The following is a 21,024-nucleotide window of genomic DNA, read 5'->3' on the forward strand; positions in this document are numbered from 1 at the left end:
CTCGATCGCGCCGATGGTACTGCACTCGGGAGGGTGTGGGAGAGTAGGTCGCCGCCGGACATCTTTCACTGGGAGTGGAGGAGTGCTGGAACCCCCTGCGGGGGTGTTCGCCTCCTCCACTCCCTTTTTTCATGCCCGACACCGGACTCGCCTGGCCCGTGGCTGGCCCGGCCCGTGGCTGGCCTGGCCCTGTGGCTGCTCTGGGCTGCTCTCCTGGTCGGCGGGAACGCGGACAGCCCCGGCGGCATCGTCGGGGTTCAGGGGAGCCGGGCCGCCATGCGTGCGGCCGGGGCGTGCCGTGGATATCGGGGGCGGGGCGGGGCCGGTCTCTGACCTGCGCCTGCCCGGAGGGGCCGTCATCCGCGGGCCTATAGCGACATGAGCTGGCTATATAGCCACCTCTTGTCACCATCGGCCCGACGACGACACAGAAGACACAGAAGCAGCGGCGACGACTCCTCCTGGCCAGGACACGGAGACGACCGGACCCCTACGCACGATCCGGCCCGCAGCCCTCGCCGGCCGTTACCGCCGCCATGCGGGCAGGCGAGGCCGGGTCTGTCACGAGGCCGGGCCCGCCACCGGGGTGTCGCCGGCGTCGGGGATGACGTGCATACACACGCACGGGCGGTGCCTACCCGACCGTAGGATCGTGTCTCCCGCTCTCTGAAAGCGCGCACGACTACGAGGTGACGACGATGACCGAATCCTCCCCGAGGCATCAGCACGCCATCTCTGCCGAAACGGGGCACCAGCACGACGAGGGGATCTGGACGCGCATCATGGCCTTCCTCCGCCGGCCGGAGGTCGTCACCGATCTGCTGCAGATCCTCAAGTGCGTCCTGGCCGCGACAGCCGCCTGGTGGTTCGCGAGCGCGGTGATGCACTCCGAGATGCCCTTCCTGGCGCCGTGGACCGCACTGCTGACCGTGCACGCCACCGTCTACCGCTCCCTCGCACGAGGCATACAGACGACGGTGTCCTCGGGGCTCGGCGTACTGCTGTCCTACGTGATCGGGGCCTTCCTCGGCGTGGAGCTGTGGACCTTCGCCCTGGCTCTCCTGGTGGGCATGCTCGCCTCCCGGCTGTGGTGGATCCGCGACGAGGGCATCGCCATCGCGACCACCGCCGTGTTCGTCCTCGGCTCCGGTTTCGGCGAGCAGGCTCCGCTGCTGACGGACCGCTTGCTGGAGGTGGCGGTGGGCGTGGCCTTCGGCATCGTCGTCAACGCGCTCGTGGTTCCGCCGCTGCGCGACGCCCAGGCGTCGCGCTACGTGGACCGGATCAACCTGCTCATGGGCGAGCTGCTGGTGGACATGTCCGAGGAGCTCACTCGCTCCTGGGACACCGAGCGTGCCGAGCAGTGGGCGCAGCGCACCGCCGAGATGCAGGACATGATCAGCTCCGCCTGGCAGAGCGTGCGCTTCGCCAGGGAGAGCTCGTGGGGCAATCCGCGCAGCCACCCCATGGCACCGCTGCGCCGGCGTCGCGCCGAGTCGCGCCCTGCGGACTACCGCGAGATCCTCGAGCGCGTCGACGAGGGCATCTCCCACCTGCGGAACCTGACCCGCACTCTGCGCGAGGCGAGCTACGCGCACGGGGAGTGGGATCGTCGCTTCAGAACGCGCTGGTCCGCCATCGTGCACGACGCTGGTCTGGCGATCGCCGATCCCGACGCCGAGGTCGAGCCGATCCACGATCGCCTCACCGAGCTCGCGGTGCAGATGGCGGAGGACGGCCACATGCCCGCTGACTCCTGGCCCGTCTACGGTGCGCTCATCCGCGCCATGCAGCACATCGCCGTCGTGGTCGACGACGTGGCCTCGGCTCGCGAGGCCCGGGACACCCGCGAGGCGTGAGGCCGCGTGCGATGCGGCGTCTGCAGGAAGGGGCGTCCAGCGGCACGCTGCGGAGCTCAGCTCCACGCCGTGCCGCTGGACGCCCCATTGTGCAGATCGGACAGGGACCGGCTCAGCAGGCGGCGGGGACGCTCGGCACCTCGGCGGCGTCGCGCGCCTCCTGCCGGCGGTGCACCAGGAACGACCAGGCGGCGATCGCGAGCCCGGCGAGCGCGAGGGCCACGCCGGTCCAGGCCGGGGCGAGCAGCCCCCAGCCGGCGGCGAGCACGGCCGCGCCGAGCGCCGCGCCGAGCGAGTTGCCGATATTCAGCGCCGAGTGGTGCAGGGCAGCGGCGAGCGAGGGCGCGTCCGGCGAGGCGTCGAGCAGGAACAGCTGCAGGGAGGGTCCCATGAGCTGGGAGGTGATCGCGATCGCGAACAGCACCGTCATCCCCGCGATCGCGTTCGGGGCGACCAGGGCGAACACGGCCAGCGACAGTGCCATGCCGATCAGGCCCGCGAAGATCGTGCCGTAGATCGAACGGTCGGCGAGACGCCCGGCGAGGATGTTCCCGGCGGTCATGCCCACTCCGAACACGAACAGCGCCACGGGTACCGCCCGCTCGCCGAGCCCCATCACCCCGGGCACGATCTCGCCGATGTAGCTGTACACCGCGAACATGCCGCCGAAGCCGATCGAGCCGATCCCGAGCGCGAACCACACCTGCGCCCGGCGCAGCGCCCGCAGCTCCCCGCGGATCGAGCCGGTGACGCCTGTGCCCTCGGGCTCGGGCACCAGGCGCCAGATCGCGAGCGTGCTCGCCGCGGCGACGAGCACCACGATCACGTAGGCGGAGCGCCAGCCGACGACCTGCCCGAAGGCGGTCGAGGCGGGCACGCCCAGCATCGTCGCGATCGTCAGGCCCAGCATCACCAGCGAGACGGAGCGGGCGCGGCGCCCGGGCGGGGACAGCCGCGCCGCGACCAGCGAGGCGACGCCGAAGAAGGCGCCGTGGGGCAGGCCCGCGACGAAGCGCGCGGCGGCGAGCACCGAGAACGCCGGCGCCATCGCGGAGAGCAGGTTGCCGAGGCCGATCAGGGCGATCAGCAGCACCAGCAGGCGGGCGCGCGGCATCTTCACCGCGGCGATGGTCACCAGCGGCGCCCCGATCACCACGCCGAGCGCGTACAGGGTGATGAGCATCCCGGCCTGCGGGATCGAGACCTCGAGGTCGCGGGCGATCTGGGGCAGCAGCCCCATGGAGGCGAACTCGGTGGTGCCGATCGCGAAGGCGCCGAGCGCCATCGCGAGGATCACCAGGCGCAGACGGCCGGGGGAGAGCGGCGCCTGCGGGGCGTGCGGCTGCGTCATGGGGGACCTCCAGCGCGGGACGGGGACTCGCTGCCGACGCTGGAAGCGGTGAGGGGACCTGTCGACCCTATCGGGGCGGGGCGAGGCCGTGCCAGAGGGGGTGAGGAAGACGGTGCCGGCGCCTCGCGGGGCAGGACGTCCCCGGGCGCGCCGGCGTGCTGCCTCACTCGGCCGGCAGCGCCTCCTCGAACAGCGGGGTCAGCTGGTCGACGGCGTAGATCGAGGCGAGCGGCGTGCTCGCCGAGAAGGCGTCGGAGACGTCTCCGTCCAGCACCACGGCGCGTCCGTCCTCGACGGCCTCGAGGCTCTGCCACTGCGCGTCGTCGGTGATGACGCTCGGCTTGAGGTAGATCGGGAAGGCGACGATGAGATCGGCCTCGAGCTGGTCGAGGTTCTCGCTGGAGATGTCCACGCTGAAGCCGCCCTCGTCCGCCGGCAGCTCGGCGATCGTCGGGTTCTGCACGAAGCCGAACCGGGCGAGGGTCTCCAGCCGGCCGCCGCCCTCGATGTACGCGCCCCAGCCCTCGCTGGTGCGGGCGGCGGCGGTGACCGTCTTCCCCTCCCACTCGGGGTGGGCCTCGGCCACATCCGCGTAGGCGGCGTCGACCTGCGCCAGGAGCTGCTCGCCCTGCTCGGGGATGCCCAGCGCGCCGGAGATCAGGGCGACGTGGTCCTCCATCGTCGTCAGCCAGTTCGCGCCGCCGGGCGGGATGCCGACGGTGGTGGCGATCTCGGCGAGCCGGTCGTGGCGGTCCTGGTCGCCGCTGCCGCGCACGTCCAGGATCAGGTCCGGCTCGAGCGCGGCGATCGCCTCGAAGGACGGCTCGAGGGTGTCGATCAGCGTCGGGTCCTCGTCGTAGAGGTCCGCTGCCCACGGCCCCTGGCCGTTGCCGCCGAAGTCCAGCCAGTCGGAGGCGCCGACGGGCTGCACGCCGAGCGCGAGCGCGATCTCCGCGTCGCCCCAGCCCAGCGCCACCACCCGGGTGGGGGCCTCCTCGATGGTGACGTCCCCGAACTCGGTGGTGACGGTCGCGGGGAAGGTGCCGGCCGAGGCGCCGTTGCTCCTGGCGGCGCCGCCGTCGGAGGCTCCGGAGCCGGAGGCGCCGTCGTCGGAGGAGCCGCCGCAGCCGGCCAGGGCGAGGGCCGCGAGCCCGGAGGCGGCGAGGGCGTGACGACGTGAGATCTTCATGAGAGCAGGACCTTCCTGGAGCCCGACGGGGCGGGACGGAGCGGAGCGACGGACGGCTCGGCCACCGGTGGTGCCGCATGACACGTCGCCGTCCGTTCCGAGTATGACAAGGCTTGCCTAATATCGGAGAGTGACATCGACTGCTCGGACGCCTCCGCGCACGGACCTCGCCGCACAGGCGAGCGCCCGCACGCATCCGACCCCCGCCCCGCGGAGGGTGCTCGGCCTCCTCGTCGTGCTCGCGCTGCTGGCGATCGTGACGGTGCTGAGCGTGATGGTCGGCTCGCGCGACCTGCCGCTGTCGACCGTGTGGGACGCGCTGACCGGCGCGGACACCGGCCGTGACGCGCAGGTGGTGACCATCCTGCGGATCCCGCGCACCGTGATGGGGCTGCTGGTCGGGGCGGCGCTCGGGGTCGCCGGCGCGCTCATCCAGGCAGTGACCCGCAACCCGCTCGCCGATCCCGGGATCCTCGGCGTGAACGCCGGCTCCGCCTTCGCCGTCGCGATGGGGGTGGGGCTGCTCGGGGTGACCGCGCCGAGCGGCTACGTGTGGTTCGCCTTCGGCGGCGCGCTCGTGACCACCGTGGTCGTCTACCTCGTCGGCTCGATCGGCCGCGGCTCCGTCAGCCCCGCTCAGCTCACCCTCGCCGGGGTCGCCCTCGGCGCCGTGCTCAGCGGCATCACCAGCGCCCTGCTGCTCGCGGACCAGGAGACGTTCAGCGTCATCCGGGCCTGGGAGGCGGGCTCCTTCGCCGACCGCGGCGGGGAGGTGACCAGCGCGACGGCCCCGTTCCTGGTGGTCGGGCTCGTGATCGCACTCGCGCTGGGGCCGGCGCTGAACGCGGTGGCACTCGGCGACGACCTCGCCCATGCGCTCGGCGCGAAGGTGCTGCGCACCCGGGTGCTGTCGCTGCTGGCGATCACCCTGCTGGCCGGCTCCGCCACCGCGATGGCCGGGCCGGTCGCCTTCGTGGGCCTGATGATCCCGCACATCGCCCGCTGGATCGTGGGCCCCGACCAGCGCTGGATCATCGCGTACTCGGTGCTGCTGGCGCCGGTGCTCACCATCGCCGCGGACGTGCTGGGAAGGGTCATCCTGCCCACCGGCGAGATGCAGGTCGGTATCGTCACCGCCTTCCTCGGCGCGCCCGTGCTGGTGCTGCTGGTGCGACGTGAGCGGGTGAGCGGACTGTGACCACCCCCGCAGGCGCCCCCGCGCGCCCCCGTCGCCGAGCCCTGCTCGCCGCCGACCATGACGGCTACGCCCGCCTCGCGCTCGGTCGCAGCATCCTGCGCGTCCACCGCCGTACCCTGCTGATCGCCCTCGTGCTCGCCGCGCTCGTCATCGGCCTCGCCCTGGTGGCGATGACCTGGGGCGACTATCCGCTGAGCGTGCCCGAGGTGATCCGGGCGCTGGTGACCGACCAGGGCTTCGTCAGCACCATCGTGATCGACTGGCGCCTGCCGCGCGTGCTCGCCGCCGTGCTGTTCGGCGCCGCGCTCGGGGTCTCCGGCGCGCTGTTCCAGACCCTGACCCGCAACCCGCTCGGCTCCCCGGACGTCATCGGCTTCTCCACCGGCGCGTACACCGGGGCGATCATCTCGATCACCGTGGTGGGCGCGAACGTGCTCAGCGAGATGGCCGGCGCGCTGATCGGCGGGCTCGCCGCCGCGCTGCTGGTGTACGTCCTGGCCTGGCGCGGCGGTGTGCAGGGGTTCCGGCTGATCATCGTCGGCATCGCCGTGACCGCCGTCCTCTCGAGCCTGAACACCTATGTGCTGCTGCGGGCGCAGACCGAGGTCGCGATGGCCGCCTCGCTGTGGGGCGCCGGCTCCATCGCCCTGGTGGGCTGGAGCGACCTCGCCCTCGCCGTCCCGGTGCTCGCGGTGTGCGGGGTGCTCACCGCCTGCGTGGTCCCGCCGCTGCGCCAGCTCGAGCTGGGGGACGACGCCGCCCACGCCCACGGCGTGCGCACAGAGCCGGTGCGCATCGCGGTGCTCGTCGCCGGCGTCGCGCTGATCGCGATCGTCACCGCGCTGACCGGCCCGATCGCCTTCATCGCCCTGGCCGCGCCGCAGATCACCAAGCGGCTCGCCCGCGGCGCGGGGATCCCCGTCGGCGCGAGCGCGTTCACCGGCGCGCTGCTGCTGCTCGGCGCCGACCTCGTCGCCCAGCACGTGATCCCCGGCTCGGTGCCCGTCGGCGTCGTCACCGTCGTGATCGGCGGCCTGTATCTCATCGTCCTCCTCGTCCAGGAAGCCCGCGCCCAGCTATGAACCGCTCCAGCACCCGCCCCGGCGACCCCTCGGCGCAGACCCTCGGCCGGCTGGCGGCCGACGGCGTCACCCTCGCCTACGACCGCCGCGTCATCTCCGAGGCGCTGACCGTCACGATCCCGGACGAGTCCTTCACGGTGATCGTCGGCCCCAACGCCTGCGGCAAGTCGACCCTGCTGCGCGCGCTGTCCCGCCTGCTCGCGCCGTCGGCAGGGAGCGTGGTGCTGGACGGGCGCAGCATCGCCGAGTACCGGGCGAAGGAGGCCGCGCGCCTGGTGGGGCTGCTGCCGCAGTCCTCGATCGCGCCCGACGGGATCACCGTCGCGGACCTCGTCGCCCGCGGCCGCTATCCCCACCAGGGGCTGATCCGCCAGTGGTCCACGGCCGACGAGGAGGCCGTGGAATCCGCGATGGCCGCCACGAACGTCACCTCGCTGCGCACCCGCCACGTCGACGAGCTCTCCGGCGGGCAGCGCCAGCGGGTCTGGGCGGCGATGGCGCTGGCCCAGCAGACCCCGATCCTGCTGCTGGACGAGCCGACGACCTATCTCGACATCGCCCACCAGATCGAGCTGCTGGACCTGTTCGCGGACCTCCACGAGGCCGGCAGCACCCTGGTCGCCGTGCTGCACGACCTCAACCACGCCGCCCGCTACGCCACGCACCTGATCGCCATGAAGGACGGGCAGGTGAGGGCCCAGGGCGCACCCGGCGAGGTGGTCACCGCCGAGCTGGTGCGGGAGGTGTTCGGCCTGGAATGCCTGGTGATCGAGGACCCGGAGACGGGCACCCCGCTGGTCGTTCCGCGAGCGCGCGGGGCGCGGGAACGCGGCTGAGGAGGGCTGGACGGGCGGTGACCGGGAGGGCCTCGGCGGGGCAGACTCCTGTGCCATGGCACGCACCCTCGCCCCCGGGCAGCGCTCCCGCATCCTCACCCTCGACGTCGACTCCGGCGAGCGGACCCTCGTGCACGAGTCCGCCGAGATCCTCTACGAGGCGCCGAACTGGTCCCTCGACGGGAGGTCGCTGTACGTCAACGGCGACGGCCACCTCTTCCGCCTGCCCGCCGGCGCTCCCTCGGGACCGGTGCGGATCGATCTCGGGGACCTGCCGGAGCTGAACAACGACCACGTGCTCGACCCCGACGGGGAGCACATCTTCGTCTCGTGCGCCGACGGGCACATCCACCGCGCTCCGCTCGCCGGCGGCCGCGCGCGGCGGATCACGAAGGAGGACGGCCGGCTCCACTTCCTCCACGGCGTCAGCCCCGACGGGATGATGCTCGCGTACATCGGGCTGCGGGTCGACGCCGAGGGGAGCTGGTCCGTGCCGGACGTCTTCACGATCCCCTCGGCGGGAGGAGAGGAGGTGCAGCTCACCGACGACGAGTTCCCCGATGACGGTGCCGAGTACTCGCCCGACGGGCGGTGGATCTACTTCAACTCGGAGCGGGTGCGGACCGCCCCCGGCCACGCCCAGCTGTTCCGCATGCGGCCCGACGGGACCGGCATCGAGCAGCTCACCCACGACGAGCGCGTGAACTGGTTCCCGCACGTCTCGCCCGACGGCGGCCGCCTCGCCTACGTCAGCTTCCCTCCCGGGACCGAGGGGCATCCCGCGGACCGCGACGTGATCGTGCGGCTGTGCGAGGCCGACGGCACGGGGATCCGCGACCTGGTCCGCGTCCACGGCGGCCAGGGCACGATGAACGTGAACAGCTGGTCGCCGGACGGTCGCTCCCTCGCCTACGTCGACTATCCCGTGAGCGGCCATCACGACTGAGCCGACCGTGCCGGTACCCTGCTCGGAGCCGGACGCAGCAGACCGGCCCCTCGAGCCGATGCGGAGCACCATGGAACATCTCACCGTCGCCGGACACCCCGAGCCCGTCCCCGCCTCCGAGGTCGCCGCCGCCCTCCTGCGGCGCCGTCTCGACGAGGTCCGCGAGTCACGCGGCCAGGAGGCCGCCCAGAAGCTCGAGACCATGATCGGCGAGCGCCTCGGCACGCTGCTCGACGGCGGCGCGCCCAGCATCGACGTGGCGACCATGCGCTCGGTCGTGGAGTACATCGAGCTGCCCTCGGAGGACGAGCCGCCGCCCACGGGGCTCGGGAAGGTGTTCGCGGACCTCAAGGACCGGGCCGCCCAGCGCGGTTACGGCAACCGCATCGGCTGACGCTCCCTCGGGCGGCAGGCGGCGGGACCGGTGCTGCCCGGCCGTCGGAGACCGTCATAGAGGTTTCCCTTATGGTGCTCATTAGTTAGCCTGCAGGGCATGATCCTCACCGGCCTCCTCCTCGGCGCCGTGCTCGGCTACGTCCTGCAGCGCTCCCGCTTCTGCGTCACCGGGGCGTTCCGCGACCTCTACCTCACGCGCTCGACGCGCTACTTCACTCCCTTCCTGCTCGCCATCGCGATCCAGGCCGTCGGCGTCGCCGCGCTCGCCGGCGCCGGAGCCATCGCGCCCGAGCCCGCCTCCTTCGCCCCGCTCGCCGTGATCGGCGGCGGCCTGATCTTCGGCGTCGGCATCATCATGGCCGGCGGCTGCGCGACAGGCACCTACTACCGTGCCGGCGAGGGCCTCATCGGCTCCTGGATCGCGCTGATCTTCTACGCCCTGTTCGCCTCGGTCATGAAGTACGGCCCGCTGGGCGGCTTCACCGAGGCGGCCCGGTCCCGCACGGTCGCCGACGCGACCATCCAGGAGACCCTGGGTGTGAGCGTATGGGTGCCCGTGGTCGTGTTCAGCGCGATCGTCGCGGCGCTGGTGGTGCGCGAACGGCGCAAGGCCGCCGCTCGCCCCGCGCTGCGCCTGCCCGCCCGGCGCAGCGGCCTCGGCCACTACCTCGCCGACATTCCCTGGAGCCCCTGGGTGGGCGGGGTGCTGCTGGGCCTGATCGCGATCGCCGCCTGGGTGCTCTCGACGGCCGCGGGCCGCAACGGCGGGCTCGGCATCACCACCCCGTCGGCCAAGATCGTCACCTTCCTCAGCACCGGCGACATCACCCTCGTGGACTGGTCGGTGATGCTCGTGCTCGGCATCCTCGTCGGCTCCTTCGCCGCGGCGAAGCTGTCGGGCGAGTTCCGCTGGCGCGTCCCGGACGCCCAGACCATGCTGCGCAGCGCCGGCGGCGGCGTCGCGATGGGCATCGGCGCCGCGCTCGCCGGCGGCTGCACGATCGGCAACTCCCTGGTGGAGACCAGCCTGTTCAGCTACCAGGGCTGGGTCTCGCTGGTCGCGATCATGCTCGGCACCTGGGGTGCGGCCTGGTTCTTCCTCCAGCGCCCGCAGCAGGCCGCCGCGAGCAGCCGCCCCGCCCCCGTGCTCACCCCCGCCTCCTGACCTCGACCGTCGAACGCCCCTCGGAAGGACCTCCCATGACCGCCTACACCCTCCAGACCAACGGCGCCGTCTGCCCGTTCCCGCTCATCGACGCGAAGAACGCGATGCAGCAGCTGGACGCCGGCGACGACCTGATCATCGACTTCGACTGCACCCAGGCCACCGACTCCCTGCCCCAGTGGGCGGCCGAGGACGGCCACGAGGTCGTCGCCTTCGACCGCACCGGCGAGGCGGGCTGGACGATCACGGTGCGCAAGGGCACCTGAGCGCCTCGACCTGCGCCCTCGGCCTCGGAGCCCCACCGAGGGCATGGCATCGCGTCGCCCTGCATCGGGTGGGGGCGACAGGACGACGACGGGCCCCGCACCAGCTGGTGCGGGGCCCGTCGTCGGACGTGGCGGTCAGGCCTTCTGCGCCGCCTGCGCGATGCGGCCGGTGTTCTGGGCCGTGCGCACCGTCGCGACGGCGAACTCGAGCCCGAGCCGCATCGCGATCAGCGAGATCACCGAGGGGATCCAGCCGAACAGGATCGCGAACACCAGCGGGAACGCGTTGAAGCCGCCCTCGCCGTAGAAGCTGTTCATGTTGCCCCAGATGGCGCCGAAGGCGATGCCCCAGATGATGTTCATCAGCCACATCAGCGCCGCGACGACGAACGCGATGATGTAGAGGAAGGACGAGAACTTCACGGTGATGAAGTGCTCGAACCGGAAGTCGAACAGCGCCTTGAAGAAGCCGGCCTCCCCGCCGGAGGAGCTCCCGGCCTGCGTGGCGCCGCCGTGCGGGGCGGCCGACGGGCTCTGCGCGGAGCCCCAGGCCGGTCCCTGTGCGGCATCCGGCTGTGAGGCCGACGGCGCGCTCTGCTGCCCGTACGGGTCCTGGGCGCCGTAGCCGCTGCTCGTCGGCTCGGGCGCGGGACCCTGTCCGTACTGCGGATCCTGCGACTGGGGGTCCTGCGGGTTGCTGCCCTCGGGCGGCTGCGTCATGGTTGCGACTCCTTCTGCGAAACGGTATGTAGCGGGGGAGACGGGTGGCGCCCCCGCGCCACCGATTCGACCCCCGGTATCACCGTAGCCCGTGGTCGCGGGCCATGGGGGCCGCGTCTGGGCCTCGGGAAGGGCAGGGAGCGGCGGCCGGGAGGGACCGCTGGCGCGAGGGCTGCTGCTCCGCCCGTCGCACCCTCCCTCCTGCCGGAGGATGACGCCGCCGGCTGGCGGATCGGCCCGGGAGGGGACGCCTGCGACGGACGGCCGACGGCACGATGGGGACCATGGTTTCCCCCTCCTCTGCCTCCTCTGCGGTGACGGCCGCGCCCTCCGCCGAAGCGTCAGTCGACGCCGCCCCTACTAGCCCTGCTGCGACGCACCATCGCCGGCTCCTCGTGCTCGACGTGGTGCGCGGCGTCGCGGTCGCCGGGATCCTCTTCGCGAACATCGCCACAATCCTGGGGGTGACGGTGCAGTGGAACGACGGGACCGTGCCGCTCAGCCACACCCTGCAGCAGCTGCTCGTCCAGCAGCGGTTCTTCCCGATCTTCTCCCTGCTGTTCGGGGTCGGGTTCGGGATGCTGCTCGCCTCGGCCGAGCGCCGCGCGGCCCGGCCCCGTGCGGTGCTGCTGCGACGGCTCGCGGCCCTCGGGATGCTGGGACTGCTGCACCAGCTGCTCCAGCCCGGCGAGGCGCTGCTCGTCTACGCGGTCGCGGGCATCGCGGTGCTGCTGCCGCTCTCCTTCGTGCCCCGGCCCTGGCGCGGCCGGATCGCGGCTGCGGCCGGGCTGCTCATCACTGCCGCGGCGGCCCCGGTCGGAGGGATGGTGCTGATCCCGGGCCTGTTCCTGCTGGGCCTTGCGATCGCCGAGGCGGATCTGCCGCGCCGCGTCGAGGAATCGGCGCGTCACGGCCTGCTGCTCGCCCTGGTCGCCGGTGCCGCTGCGACCCCGTTCCTCGTCATGCAGCTGGCCAGCCCCGAGACGGCAGGATTCGACACCGCCAGCTCCGTCGCCGGCCTGCTCAGCGGGATGAGCCTGGTGGGCGTCCTCGCCGCTCTCCTGCGCACGCCCCTGCGCGGCGCGCTCGAGGCCGTGTTCGCGCCGCTGGGACGCATGGCGCTGACCAACTACGTCGGCGCGACCGTGATCGGCGTGCTCGTGGGATGGCCGCTGTACTCCCCGCTGTGGGGGCTGCTGGACCGCGACATCGTGCTCATCGGTGACGGCGAGATGTTCGCGATCTGGGGCGGATGCGTGCTGCTGCTCGTCGGGCAGTCGCTCTGCTCGCGCTGGTGGCTCGCACGGTTCGGGCAGGGACCGCTGGAGAAGGCGTGGCAATGGGCGACGTGGAGCGGGGCATGGGGGCGGGAGCAGGTCGGGTCCTGAGCTTCCTCAGCGCGCCGGCGTCGTCCGCTCGATGATCTCCCGCATGCACGCGGCGGCCCGCTCCTCCTCGCCTGCGCCGATCGCCTCGGCGACCTCCTGATGCAGGGCGAGGTCGTGCCGGTCCGGGGCGAGCTCGCCCCGTTCGACGAGCGCCCGGTGGCGCAGCCCCTCCTCGATCACCTCGCGCAGACGCAGCAGCATCGCGTTGCCGGAGAGGTCCAGGACGGCGGCGTGGAAGGCGCGGTCCGCGGCGAGGAAGTCACCGTTCTCGGGCCCGTCGGCCGCCTGGACCATCGCGACCAGCGCCTCGTCGAGCAGCCGTGTGCTCCCGCGCCCGTCGCGGACTTCACGGGCCGCGGCTGCGGCGGCCGCGGGCTCGACCGCATGGCGCAGCGAGCGCAGCTCCGCGAGCTGCACCTCGCGGTCCGGGCCCTCGAGCCGCCAGCGGATCACGCGCGGATCCAGCAGATCCCACTGCGCGAGCGGGAGGACCCGCAGCCCGACGCGCCGGCCGGCGCTGAGCATCCCGAGCGCGCCGAGCACCCGCGTGACCTCGCGGACCACGCTGCGTGAGGCGCCCGTGCGGGTGATGAACCCGTCGACCGTGTCGGCGTGCCCGTCGGGCAGCTCGCCGGCGACGATCGCTGCGCCGAGCTGGTCCAGCGCCCGGTCGAAGGCGCTCGCCGCCGTGGTCATGCCTGCGAGACGGGGGAGACGACCAGCTCGTCGATCCGCACGTGCGCGGGGGAGTCGAGCACGAAGCAGGCGGTGCGGGCCACGTCCTCCGCGCTGAGCATCCTCGCCCGGGCCGCGGCATCCGGGACGGAGGGGCGCTGGTCGAGGAAGTCCGTCGCCACATCGCCCGGGCACAGGTGGCAGGCCCGCACCCCGCGCGCGGCCTCCTGCTGGTTCAGGGTGCGCACCAGGGAGCCGAGCGCCGTCTTGCTCGCCGAGTAGGCGACGCCCGCCCCGGGTTGGAACGACCAGCCTGCGTAGGAGGAGATCACCACGACCTGCCCGCCGCGTTCGCGCAGGTGGGGGAGGGCGGCGTCGATCGTGGAGGCGACCGCGGTGAGGTTCGTGGAGACGATGGCGTCGAACTCGGCGAGGTCCTGATCCTCCCAGCGCCGCTGCGGAGCGTTCAGCCCGGCGGCGAGGACGAGCGCGTCGATCCCGCCGAGCTCGGCCACGAGGCGCCGGGCGGTCTCGCGCACCGCGTCCCGGTCCTGCACGTCCAGCGGTGCGACCAGGGCGGTCCCGCCGGCGTCGCGGATCTCGGCGGCGAGCTGCTCGAGCTGCGCCTCGCGCCTGCCGCTGAGCGCGACGGCCCAGCCGTTCCGGGCTGCCCGCAGCGCGGTGGCGCGGCCCATCCCGCTGCCCGCGCCGGTGATCCAGACGGTGCGGCGGGTGTCCGAGCCCGCGCTGTGTGGCGCGTGCTGCTCGCTCGGGGTGGTCGTGCTCGTCGTCATCTCGCTCCTCCTCGGGGCGCTCTCGCGGGCCGGTCGGCGATGACACGGCCCTCCACCCCCAATAGTATGACTATTGAGGCGGCGCGTGGGCCGCACACCGAGCGCGGCGCCGACGCCGCAGGAGAGGACAGGCGATGGAGCTGGATCTGCGGGACAGGGTGGTCGTCGTGACCGGGGCGGCGCGCGGCATCGGCGCCGTGATCGCCGCACGCTTCGCGGCCGAGGGCGCGCGCGTGGTCGCGCTCGACCTCGCCTTCCCGGCGGGGCCGGCGAACGACGGACCCGCCGTCGAGCAGGTGGTCTGCGACGTCACCGACCCCGACTCCGTGCAGGCCGCCGTCGACTGGGTGGTGGAGCGCCACGGCGGGATCGACGTGCTCGTCAACAACGCCGGGATCGTCGCAGACTCGACCGTGCTCGAGACCGACTGGGCCACCTGGCAGAAGTGCTTCGACGTGAACGTCGGCGGCACCTTCCTCATGTGCCGAGCCGTCGCCCCGCACATGCAGGCTGTCGGACGCGGCCGGATCCTCAACGCCGCCTCGTTCGCCGCGATCGTGCCGAGTGTGGGCAGCGCCGCCTATGCCGCTTCGAAGGCCGCCGTCGTGCAGCTGACCCGCGTGCTCTCCTCCGAGCTCGGGCCGCACGAGATCACCGTGAACGCCTACGCCCCCGGCATGGTCCCCACCACCATGAACGGCTTCGCCGACATGCCCGCCGCCCAGCAGGACCGCCTGCTCGACACCCTCTCGCTGCGCCGCTGGGAGAGTCCCGACGACGTCGCCGACCTGCTGATCTTCCTCGCCAGCGACCAGGCCTCCTACATCACCGGCACCCTCGTGGACGTCTCCGGCGGGAAGCTCGCCACGCAGATCCCGGCGAAGGCGTACGGGCGGTGAGGGACGGACGCCTCACGAGCTCGTGACGTGCCTGCGGAGTTCGTCGGCGAAGTCCGGGACTCCCGAACGTGCCAGGGCGCCGAGAAGGGGGTCGACGGTGTGCGGGGGTCGCGACGACGATTCGATCATGGCGCGAACGGCGTGGGTGACGTGACCGGGAGCCAAGTCGAGCTGATCGAGCAGGAACCGGTCCGGGTGGACGGCCTCGACGCCCCAGGGCTCGAGCGACGACGGCGGGAAGTCCTTGAGGTTGAAGGTGACGATCGTGTGCACCTGGGCTGTGATCGCGCAGGCGAGAACGTGCCGATCCTTCGGATCGTTCGTCAGGAGATGCTCGAATCGCGCGTGGTCTTGCACTTCCGCGAAACGGAAGGCTCTGTCCATCGCCTGCACCCGACGAGCGGCGGCGTCAACGTGTACGTCCAGCTTGCTCACCATGGTGCGTTCGACCTCGTCGAGGATCGCCGCCGACCATCGCACGCCGAACGAACCGGTCTCGGCGATACGGAGCAACGTGTCGCACAGGGTGATCGGGACGAGCGTGCATGCGTCCAGGACGACGGTGAACATGGAACGGCTCAGCGTGTGCTCGGTGGGGGGCCGTCCAGCAGATCGTAGAGGCCGTCCTCCGCTGCCTGGTCCTGCATCTCATCGAGTGCGTCTGCACGGTCCCGGCGCAGCGAGTCCTGGAAGTCGAGGACGTCCTGCAGGCGGACGCGTCGGTGACGCCCGCGCATCTCGAATGCCAGCTCGCCCGACTCGAGCAGCTTGACGAAGGTGGGACGGGAGACGTTGAGGAGATCTGCTGCTTCCTGGGTGGTGAGCAGTCGGTGATGCGGGACCACCGTCACACCCTGTCCCTGTGCGAGATGGCCGACGATCTGTTCGAAGGCATCCGCAACGTCGGCAGGCAGCTCGAACCGCTGCCCGTCGGCATTGATGAGTGCCGGCTGCGCAGTGATCTCGGTGCCCCGGTCGCGGAGGGCGGAGACGAGGTCGAGCAGTCGGCCCTGTTCGTCTTCTCGGGGCAGATAGGTCTCGGGGGCGGGGCGTCGTGCGGTGTTCATGGAGGCTCCTGAGGTCGCTCTGCCATCGTAGGCGAAATAATCGAAAGATGACAGGGCTCGGGAGACCGACGCGTCCCGTTGTCAGACTTCGGCCACGCCTCTTGCTCGCGCCGCAGCTCCCGTCTCACGCCACCCGCCGCCGGTGCTCGCCCTCTCCCGGGCCCAGCAGCATGCGCATCCCCTCGCGGCGCAGCGGCCGACGGGCCCCGTCGACGAGGGGGTCGACGTCCAGTTCTGGCGGGATCCAGAACTCACTGGGCGCGCTGGCGCCGCCGGTACTCCCGCGGCGTCATCCCGCTCGCCGCGCTCACGTGCTCGTAGAAGCTCGAGAGCGACCCGAAGCCTGACGCCTCCGCGATCTCGGTGACGCGCAGCGACGTGGTCAGCAGCAGACGCTGCGCCTCGGCGACGCGGCACATGGTCACGTACTGCCCGAGGGTGACGCCGACGGTGCGGCGGAATACGGTCATCGCGTGCGAGGGGGTCAGGTGCACGCTCGCCGCGATGTCGGCGATGCGCAGCTCGGAGCGGTGATGGTCGCGCACGTACTGCGCCATCGCGCTGACTTGCCGGAGCCTCTCGGCGGGGACGGAGCCGGCGCCGTCGGCCGGTGTCGCCGGGGACGCGCGGGAGGAGGCGCGCAGCACGCGGCGCACCGCGGCATGGATCTCGAGCAACGCGATCTGGAGCCCGTCGGAGTCTCCGGCATCGGCGCCGCCGGTGCCGGCATCACCCGCGTCGGCCGCCCCGTCGGACGCGCCGCCCGGTCCGTCGGCCGATCCTCGGAGCGACGAGCTGCTGGTCTCGCTGCCCTCGATCTCGCGCCCCCACTGCTCGGCCATGTGGGCGATGCGATGGGCGAGCTCCGGGGCGTGGGTGATCAGCGGCTGGGCGCTGAGCAGGGGAGCGGTCTGCGCCTCGGGCAGCCCCCAGGCGAGGAACTGCGCGAAGGGCACGTGCAGCCAGCACATGTCCCCTGTGCGGGAGTCGACCAGGCCGTGCGGCTGCGCCGCCCAGAACACCGCGATCTCGCCCTCGCCGATGGTGAGGCTCTGCCCGCCGAAGAGGTAGTGCAGCCTTCCGTCCAGGACGATGTTGATCTCCACGTCGTCGTGGCGGTGCATCGAGAGCATCGACGGCGGGGCGCCGCGCCGCACCCACAGCCCCGGCGGCATCTCCTCGACCCGCTCGTCGATCCATCCCTCGCGCATGCGCTCCACGGTAGTGCCGCCGCGACCTCGTCGAGCGAAGGATCCTGGAACTTGTGCTCAGGATTCCGGGAGACCTCCGGCCCTGTGCGCCCCTAGCGTGGCGGTATGACAACGACGTTCGTGAAGAACCCCAAGATCACCCTCATCGGCGCCGGCGGGTTCGTGTTCCCGTTCCGGCTCATCGGCGACATCCTCTCCTTTCCCGCGCTGCGCGAGGCGACCCTGACGCTGATGGACGTGAACCCCGACAAGCTCGGCCCTGTCGCGAGTGCGACCCGCGAACTCGTCGCCCACCACGGCTTCGGCGCGACTGTCGAGGAGACCACCGACCGCCGCGCGGCACTCGACGGCGCCGACATCGTCATCATCACCTTCCAGGTGGGCGGGGTGGAGTCCTACCGCTACGACGTCGAGATCCCGCGGAAGTACGGGATCGACCAGACCGTCGGCGACACCGTCGGCCCCGGCGGCGTGTTCCGCTTCCTGCGCTCGGTGGCTGCCTACGACGAGATCGCGGCCGACGCCCTCGAGGTCTGCCCGGACGCCACCTTCATCAACTACGCCAACCCCATGGCGATGGCGACGGCCTATCTCAACGCGAAGGGCCTGCGCACCGTGGGGCTGTGCCACAGCGTGCAGGGCACCACCCGCATGCTCGCCCGCACCCTCGATGTGCCCTACGACGAGATCTCCTACCGCTGCGCCGGCATCAACCACCAGGCCTGGATCCTCGAATTCATGCATGGTCAGGAGGACCTCTACCCGCGCCTGCGCGAGGTCATGGCCGAGCGGCACCAGCGCGGCCGCGGCGCCGCGGACCTCGCGGGCGATGACGGCGACCACTCCGAGGCGGCCGACGCGGCCAGTACCTACGAGGGTGGCAACGAGCAGGTGCGCACCGCGATCATGAACGCCTTCGGCTACTTCCAGACCGAGTCCAGCCACCATGCCTCGGAATACCTGCCCTACTTCCGCAAGACCCCCGAGCTGGTCCAGGAGTACATCCCCGAGCGCTGGGACTACTTCGAGATCTGCGCCGCCCACGACGACCAGGGCGACATCGACACCCAGCTCGAACGGCTCAAGGCCGAGCTCGCCCCCAGCGTCGAGTTCGGCGCGAGCATCGTGAACTCGATCGTCACCGGCACCCCGACGGTGATCCACGGCAACGTCCCCAACGCCGGCGCGCTGATCACGAACCTCCCGGACGACGCCTGCGTCGAGGTGCCCTGCCTGGTCGATGCCCGCGGCGTCCAGCCCACCGCGATCGGGGAGCTGCCCCCGCAGCTCGCCGCGCTGAACCGCACCAATGTCAACGTCCAGACCCTCGCCGTGCGCGCGGCGCTCGAGGGCGATCTCGAGAACGTGTTCCACGCCGTGGCGCTGGATCCGCTGACCGCCGCGCTGCTCACCCTCGAGGACGCCCGGGCGATGACCGAGGAGCTGCTGGCCGCGCATGCGGATCGGCTGCCGGAGCGGCTGCGGGAGGGATGAGAGCGGGAGATGGGCGGGCGCTACGGGGCGCTCGCCCATCGTGCTCGGTCATCGGGTCGTCAGGCGACCTGGATGCGCGCGTCGCCTGTCACGAATTCCAGAGAGAGCCCGCCGCCGACGGCCTCGAGATAGCCCCGGATCGTCCCGACCTTGGTGTTCTCCAGGTCCCCGTGCTCGATCTTCGAGACCTGGCGCTGGCTGACTCCGATGAGCTCGGCAAGCTGCTGCTGGGTGAGCCCGGCAGCCTCTCGCAGCTCGCGCAGCCGGTGGGCGCGGACGTCTGCGAGCATCCGTTCCTTGTGCTCGTCGACCTTCGCCCGATCCACCGGGGTGTCGGCGAGGAAGTCCTTGAGGGACATCGACATCTTGTTCACTCTCCTTCCAGCATGCGCAGATGGTCGTCGAATAGATCATCGGCGAGCGGGATGTTCTTCCGGTACCAGCTCTTCCAGTTGCCCGACTTGTCACCTGCGACCAGGAGGACCGCCTGCCGGGCTGGGTCGAAGGCGAAGAGGATGCGGAGCTCGCTCCTGCCCGATGAGCCCGGTCTCAGCTCCTTCATCCTCCGGTGCCGTGAGCCGGACACCGTATCCACCAGCGGACGCCCCAGCTGGGGGCCGTGCTCCTCGAGCAGCTCGACCGCTGCGACGACCTGTTCGCGGGAGTCGTCGTCCAGTGCCCGCAGCCAGTCGACGATCGGTGCGATGTCCACCTGCCACATCTCACCACTGTAGAACCTGCAGGTTCTGGGCGCAAGGCGTGAGAGGTGTAAGCAACCTGTTCCCTGACGGCTCCGACGCTTCTCGGCAGCGGCTGATACGGCCCGCGCCCCCGGCGCGTCCCTCACCCCTGCACGAGCTCCCGCCGTGCCGTCGTCAGCACCGCGCCCGTCAGCGCCTCGAGCAAGGCCGACGGTGTCCTCGCCACCTGCCAGAACAGTGCGGCGGTGGCGGGCTCGCCGCCGAGCGGCACCAGCTTCCCGTTCGCCAGCTGCGGCTCCGCCTGCATGGTCAGCAGCATCCCCCAGCCGAGCCCGGCCACCACCGCGTCGGCCAGCTCGTGGGTGGAGGGGACCAGATGGCGAGGGGCGCTCGCCGGGTCGACGCCCTGGCGGCGCAGCCAGGCGGCCTGGAGGTCGTCGTGCGGGTCATAGTCGATCCGCGGGGCGCGGGCCAGCGCCTCGGGGCCGACGGGGCCCGTCGTGCTCCCGGTCCAGCGCTCGCACCAGGCCGGGGCGGCCACCGCGACGTAGGCGATGCTGCCCAGCGGCAGCGAGCGGTACCCGGGCGGGGCCGTCGACGCGGAGGTCACCGCCGCCATGGCGGCGCCGCTGAGGAGCAGGCGCGCGGTCTCGTCCTGGTCCTCGCGCTGCAGCTCCAGCTGGGCGTCGTTGGACCGGCCGAACTCCGCGAGCGCCGTCATGAACCAGGTGGCCAGCGAGTCCGAGTTCACCGCGATCCCGATCCGGGGATGCGCGCCCTGCGCATCGAGCCCGAGCTCCGCCCCGGCCTCCTGCTCGAGCAGGGCATGGCCGCGGGCGAAGCGCACCACCACCTCGCCGGGCGGGGTGAGCCGCACCGGCCTCGCGCGCACCAGCAGACGCTGACCCAGCTGCTGCTCGAGCTGCTTGATCCGCTGGCTCACCGCCGACGGGGTCATGCGCTGGCGCCGCGCGGCGGCCTCGAGCGTGCCCGACTCCGCGACGAGGCGGAGCGTCTCGGCGAGTGAGGGATCGATGCGCATGCCCGAATGCTAGATGAAGCCCAGCTTCAGGTGATGAAGGAAGCTTCGCTGGTGCTTCATCGTCGGCGGCTCTAGCGTCGATCCGGTGAGCATCGCACTGCACGGCCTCCTCGCCGGCCTCTCCCTGATCATCGCCATCGGCTCGCAGAACGTGTTCGTGCTGCGCCAGGGCATCCGACGCGAGCACGTGCTCGCCGTGGTGACGGTGTGCATCGCCTCCGACGTCGTGCTCATCTCCGCCGGGGCCGGCGGGCTCGGCGCTCTGGTCCAGGCGGCGCCGGAGGTGGTCGGCACGGCCCGCTGGGCGGGCGTCGCCTTCCTGCTCGGCTACGCGGCGCTCGCCGCACGTCGGGCGGTGCGGGGCGGCGAGTCGCTGGAGGGTGAGGGGTCCGGGCGCTCCGGGGCGGGCCGGGGGAGCGGCCTCGGGGCCGTGATCGCCACGACCCTCGCGATCACCTGGCTGAACCCGCACGTCTACCTCGACACGGTGCTGCTGCTCGGCTCCATCGCCTCCACGTACGGCACCCGGGCCTGGCTGTTCGTGCTCGGGGCGCTGGTGGGTAGCGTGCTGTGGTTCTCGGTGCTCGGAATCGGCGCGCGGCACCTGGGGAGGTTCCTCTCCGGCGCGTGGTCGTGGCGGGTGCTCGACGGCGTGGTCGCCGGGACGATGGTGGTCGTGGCGGGGATGCTGGTGGTGGGGTGAGCAGTGTCCCGCTGCTCGTCGTCGCTCCCTGAGATCGCGGGA

At 72.0% G+C, this 21,024-nt stretch carries 23 protein-coding genes; 12 read left to right on the forward strand and 11 right to left on the reverse strand.

The features are described 5' to 3' along the window. The first annotated feature begins 698 nt into the window (after positions 1 to 698). A complete protein-coding gene (locus D1648_RS03165; protein ID WP_122939378.1) occupies positions 699 to 1,859 on the forward strand; it encodes an aromatic acid exporter family protein in 1,161 nt (386 codons plus the stop codon). A gap of 112 nt (positions 1,860 to 1,971) precedes the next feature. Here D1648_RS03165 and D1648_RS03170 read toward each other — a convergent pair whose 3' ends face one another. Together D1648_RS03170 and D1648_RS03175 are read right to left on the reverse strand one after the other, a co-directional pair. Then, positions 1,972 to 3,210, reverse strand: a complete 1,239-nt coding sequence (locus D1648_RS03170) for an MFS transporter (protein ID WP_122939379.1) — start codon at positions 3,208 to 3,210, stop codon at positions 1,972 to 1,974. Between the two features lie 163 nt (positions 3,211 to 3,373). Further along, the gene (locus D1648_RS03175; RefSeq protein ID WP_122939380.1) at positions 3,374 to 4,399 is read right to left on the reverse strand and encodes an iron-siderophore ABC transporter substrate-binding protein; all 1,026 of its coding nucleotides are present in this window, start codon (positions 4,397 to 4,399) and stop codon (positions 3,374 to 3,376) included. A 130-nt stretch (positions 4,400 to 4,529) separates the two neighbouring features. On the opposite strand from D1648_RS03175, the gene D1648_RS03180 reads away from it, so the two are divergent. From D1648_RS03180 to D1648_RS03210, 7 genes are all read left to right on the forward strand, one after another. Further along, a complete protein-coding gene (locus tag D1648_RS03180) occupies positions 4,530 to 5,597 on the forward strand; it encodes an iron chelate uptake ABC transporter family permease subunit (RefSeq protein ID WP_122939381.1) in 1,068 nt (355 codons plus the stop codon). Then, a complete protein-coding gene (locus D1648_RS03185) occupies positions 5,594 to 6,679 on the forward strand; it encodes an iron chelate uptake ABC transporter family permease subunit (RefSeq protein ID WP_122939382.1) in 1,086 nt (361 codons plus the stop codon). Before D1648_RS03180 ends, D1648_RS03185 begins: the two co-directional genes overlap by 4 nt. After that, positions 6,676 to 7,515, forward strand: coding sequence for an ABC transporter ATP-binding protein (locus tag D1648_RS03190; protein WP_122939383.1), 840 nt, complete (start codon positions 6,676 to 6,678; stop codon positions 7,513 to 7,515). The genes D1648_RS03185 and D1648_RS03190 overlap by 4 nt, the downstream gene beginning before the upstream one ends. A 55-nt stretch (positions 7,516 to 7,570) precedes the next feature. Beyond that, entirely contained in the window at positions 7,571 to 8,461 is an 891-nt protein-coding gene (locus D1648_RS03195) for a TolB family protein (RefSeq protein ID WP_122939384.1), read from the forward strand. Between the two features lie 70 nt (positions 8,462 to 8,531). After that, positions 8,532 to 8,855, forward strand: coding sequence for a hypothetical protein (locus D1648_RS03200; protein ID WP_122939385.1), 324 nt, complete (start codon positions 8,532 to 8,534; stop codon positions 8,853 to 8,855). A gap of 99 nt (positions 8,856 to 8,954) precedes the next feature. Beyond that, the gene (locus D1648_RS03205; RefSeq protein WP_122939386.1) at positions 8,955 to 10,022 is read left to right on the forward strand and encodes a YeeE/YedE family protein; all 1,068 of its coding nucleotides are present in this window, start codon (positions 8,955 to 8,957) and stop codon (positions 10,020 to 10,022) included. A 35-nt stretch (positions 10,023 to 10,057) separates the two neighbouring features. Beyond that, complete coding sequence (locus tag D1648_RS03210; RefSeq protein WP_122939387.1) at positions 10,058 to 10,288, forward strand: sulfurtransferase TusA family protein; 231 nt, start codon at positions 10,058 to 10,060, stop codon at positions 10,286 to 10,288. A 135-nt stretch (positions 10,289 to 10,423) separates the two neighbouring features. Here D1648_RS03210 and D1648_RS03215 read toward each other — a convergent pair whose 3' ends face one another. Beyond that, positions 10,424 to 11,008 carry a DUF4282 domain-containing protein gene (locus D1648_RS03215; RefSeq protein ID WP_122939388.1) on the reverse strand — a complete coding sequence of 195 codons (585 nt, stop codon included), beginning with the start codon at positions 11,006 to 11,008 and terminating at the stop codon, positions 10,424 to 10,426. Positions 11,009 to 11,292: 284 nt separating this feature from the next. On the opposite strand from D1648_RS03215, the gene D1648_RS03220 reads away from it, so the two are divergent. Further along, positions 11,293 to 12,396, forward strand: coding sequence for a DUF418 domain-containing protein (locus D1648_RS03220; protein ID WP_164518571.1), 1,104 nt, complete (start codon positions 11,293 to 11,295; stop codon positions 12,394 to 12,396). Positions 12,397 to 12,402: 6 nt separating this feature from the next. Here D1648_RS03220 and D1648_RS03225 read toward each other — a convergent pair whose 3' ends face one another. Then, positions 12,403 to 13,092, reverse strand: coding sequence for a FadR/GntR family transcriptional regulator (locus tag D1648_RS03225; RefSeq protein WP_122939390.1), 690 nt, complete (start codon positions 13,090 to 13,092; stop codon positions 12,403 to 12,405). Continuing rightward, positions 13,089 to 13,865, reverse strand: a complete 777-nt coding sequence (locus D1648_RS03230; protein WP_122939391.1) for an SDR family oxidoreductase — start codon at positions 13,863 to 13,865, stop codon at positions 13,089 to 13,091. The genes D1648_RS03225 and D1648_RS03230 overlap by 4 nt, the downstream gene beginning before the upstream one ends. A 134-nt stretch (positions 13,866 to 13,999) precedes the next feature. On the opposite strand from D1648_RS03230, the gene D1648_RS03235 reads away from it, so the two are divergent. Next, complete coding sequence (locus D1648_RS03235; protein WP_122939392.1) at positions 14,000 to 14,764, forward strand: SDR family NAD(P)-dependent oxidoreductase; 765 nt, start codon at positions 14,000 to 14,002, stop codon at positions 14,762 to 14,764. A 12-nt stretch (positions 14,765 to 14,776) separates the two neighbouring features. Here the strand turns inward: D1648_RS03235 and D1648_RS03240 are convergent, their stop codons facing one another. From D1648_RS03240 to D1648_RS03250, 3 genes are all read right to left on the reverse strand, one after another. After that, positions 14,777 to 15,334 (reverse strand): PIN domain-containing protein, encoded by a 558-nt coding sequence (locus tag D1648_RS03240; RefSeq protein ID WP_122939393.1) that lies wholly within the window; start codon positions 15,332 to 15,334, stop codon positions 14,777 to 14,779. 8 nt (positions 15,335 to 15,342) lie between these two features. After that, positions 15,343 to 15,831 carry a helix-turn-helix domain-containing protein gene (locus D1648_RS03245; protein ID WP_122939394.1) on the reverse strand — a complete coding sequence of 163 codons (489 nt, stop codon included), beginning with the start codon at positions 15,829 to 15,831 and terminating at the stop codon, positions 15,343 to 15,345. 251 nt (positions 15,832 to 16,082) lie between these two features. Next, the gene (locus D1648_RS03250; protein WP_122940191.1) at positions 16,083 to 17,042 is read right to left on the reverse strand and encodes a helix-turn-helix domain-containing protein; all 960 of its coding nucleotides are present in this window, start codon (positions 17,040 to 17,042) and stop codon (positions 16,083 to 16,085) included. 105 nt (positions 17,043 to 17,147) lie between these two features. Between D1648_RS03250 and D1648_RS03255 the strand changes: the two genes are divergently transcribed. Next, complete coding sequence (locus D1648_RS03255) at positions 17,148 to 18,536, forward strand: alpha-glucosidase/alpha-galactosidase (RefSeq protein WP_122939395.1); 1,389 nt, start codon at positions 17,148 to 17,150, stop codon at positions 18,534 to 18,536. Between the two features lie 59 nt (positions 18,537 to 18,595). Here the strand turns inward: D1648_RS03255 and D1648_RS03260 are convergent, their stop codons facing one another. From D1648_RS03260 to D1648_RS03270, 3 genes are all read right to left on the reverse strand, one after another. Further along, positions 18,596 to 18,901, reverse strand: a complete 306-nt coding sequence (locus tag D1648_RS03260) for a helix-turn-helix domain-containing protein (protein ID WP_122940194.1) — start codon at positions 18,899 to 18,901, stop codon at positions 18,596 to 18,598. Positions 18,902 to 18,906: 5 nt separating this feature from the next. Beyond that, complete coding sequence (locus D1648_RS03265) at positions 18,907 to 19,257, reverse strand: type II toxin-antitoxin system RelE/ParE family toxin (protein WP_122939396.1); 351 nt, start codon at positions 19,255 to 19,257, stop codon at positions 18,907 to 18,909. Between the two features lie 122 nt (positions 19,258 to 19,379). After that, positions 19,380 to 20,279, reverse strand: a complete 900-nt coding sequence (locus D1648_RS03270; RefSeq protein ID WP_122939397.1) for an ArgP/LysG family DNA-binding transcriptional regulator — start codon at positions 20,277 to 20,279, stop codon at positions 19,380 to 19,382. Positions 20,280 to 20,364: 85 nt separating this feature from the next. Between D1648_RS03270 and D1648_RS03275 the strand changes: the two genes are divergently transcribed. Then, the gene (locus tag D1648_RS03275) at positions 20,365 to 20,982 is read left to right on the forward strand and encodes a LysE/ArgO family amino acid transporter (RefSeq protein WP_122939398.1); all 618 of its coding nucleotides are present in this window, start codon (positions 20,365 to 20,367) and stop codon (positions 20,980 to 20,982) included. Positions 20,983 to 21,024: the final 42 nt, after the last annotated feature.

Source organism: Brachybacterium sp. EE-P12 (assembly GCF_003711805.1).
Taxonomy (GTDB): Bacteria; Actinomycetota; Actinomycetes; order Actinomycetales; family Dermabacteraceae; genus Brachybacterium.

Bases quoted from the DNA above. Each gene is read 5' to 3' on its own strand.
- D1648_RS03165 (WP_122939378.1), top strand. From the start codon at position 699: ATGACCGAATCCTCCCCGAGGCATCAGCACGCCATCTCTGCCGAAACG.
- D1648_RS03170 (WP_122939379.1), bottom strand. From the start codon at position 3,210: ATGACGCAGCCGCACGCCCCGCAGGCGCCGCTCTCCCCCGGCCGTCTG.
- D1648_RS03175 (WP_122939380.1), bottom strand. From the start codon at position 4,399: ATGAAGATCTCACGTCGTCACGCCCTCGCCGCCTCCGGGCTCGCGGCC.
- D1648_RS03190 (WP_122939383.1), top strand. From the start codon at position 6,676: ATGAACCGCTCCAGCACCCGCCCCGGCGACCCCTCGGCGCAGACCCTC.
- D1648_RS03195 (WP_122939384.1), top strand. From the start codon at position 7,571: ATGGCACGCACCCTCGCCCCCGGGCAGCGCTCCCGCATCCTCACCCTC.
- D1648_RS03200 (WP_122939385.1), top strand. From the start codon at position 8,532: ATGGAACATCTCACCGTCGCCGGACACCCCGAGCCCGTCCCCGCCTCC.
- D1648_RS03205 (WP_122939386.1), top strand. From the start codon at position 8,955: ATGATCCTCACCGGCCTCCTCCTCGGCGCCGTGCTCGGCTACGTCCTG.
- D1648_RS03210 (WP_122939387.1), top strand. From the start codon at position 10,058: ATGACCGCCTACACCCTCCAGACCAACGGCGCCGTCTGCCCGTTCCCG.
- D1648_RS03215 (WP_122939388.1), bottom strand. From the start codon at position 11,008: ATGACGCAGCCGCCCGAGGGCAGCAACCCGCAGGACCCCCAGTCGCAG.
- D1648_RS03220 (WP_164518571.1), top strand. From the start codon at position 11,293: ATGGTTTCCCCCTCCTCTGCCTCCTCTGCGGTGACGGCCGCGCCCTCC.
- D1648_RS03225 (WP_122939390.1), bottom strand. From the start codon at position 13,092: ATGACCACGGCGGCGAGCGCCTTCGACCGGGCGCTGGACCAGCTCGGC.
- D1648_RS03230 (WP_122939391.1), bottom strand. From the start codon at position 13,865: ATGACGACGAGCACGACCACCCCGAGCGAGCAGCACGCGCCACACAGC.
- D1648_RS03235 (WP_122939392.1), top strand. From the start codon at position 14,000: ATGGAGCTGGATCTGCGGGACAGGGTGGTCGTCGTGACCGGGGCGGCG.
- D1648_RS03240 (WP_122939393.1), bottom strand. From the start codon at position 15,334: ATGTTCACCGTCGTCCTGGACGCATGCACGCTCGTCCCGATCACCCTG.
- D1648_RS03245 (WP_122939394.1), bottom strand. From the start codon at position 15,831: ATGAACACCGCACGACGCCCCGCCCCCGAGACCTATCTGCCCCGAGAA.
- D1648_RS03250 (WP_122940191.1), bottom strand. From the start codon at position 17,042: ATGCGCGAGGGATGGATCGACGAGCGGGTCGAGGAGATGCCGCCGGGG.
- D1648_RS03255 (WP_122939395.1), top strand. From the start codon at position 17,148: ATGACAACGACGTTCGTGAAGAACCCCAAGATCACCCTCATCGGCGCC.
- D1648_RS03260 (WP_122940194.1), bottom strand. From the start codon at position 18,901: ATGTCGATGTCCCTCAAGGACTTCCTCGCCGACACCCCGGTGGATCGG.
- D1648_RS03265 (WP_122939396.1), bottom strand. From the start codon at position 19,257: ATGTGGCAGGTGGACATCGCACCGATCGTCGACTGGCTGCGGGCACTG.
- D1648_RS03270 (WP_122939397.1), bottom strand. From the start codon at position 20,279: ATGCGCATCGATCCCTCACTCGCCGAGACGCTCCGCCTCGTCGCGGAG.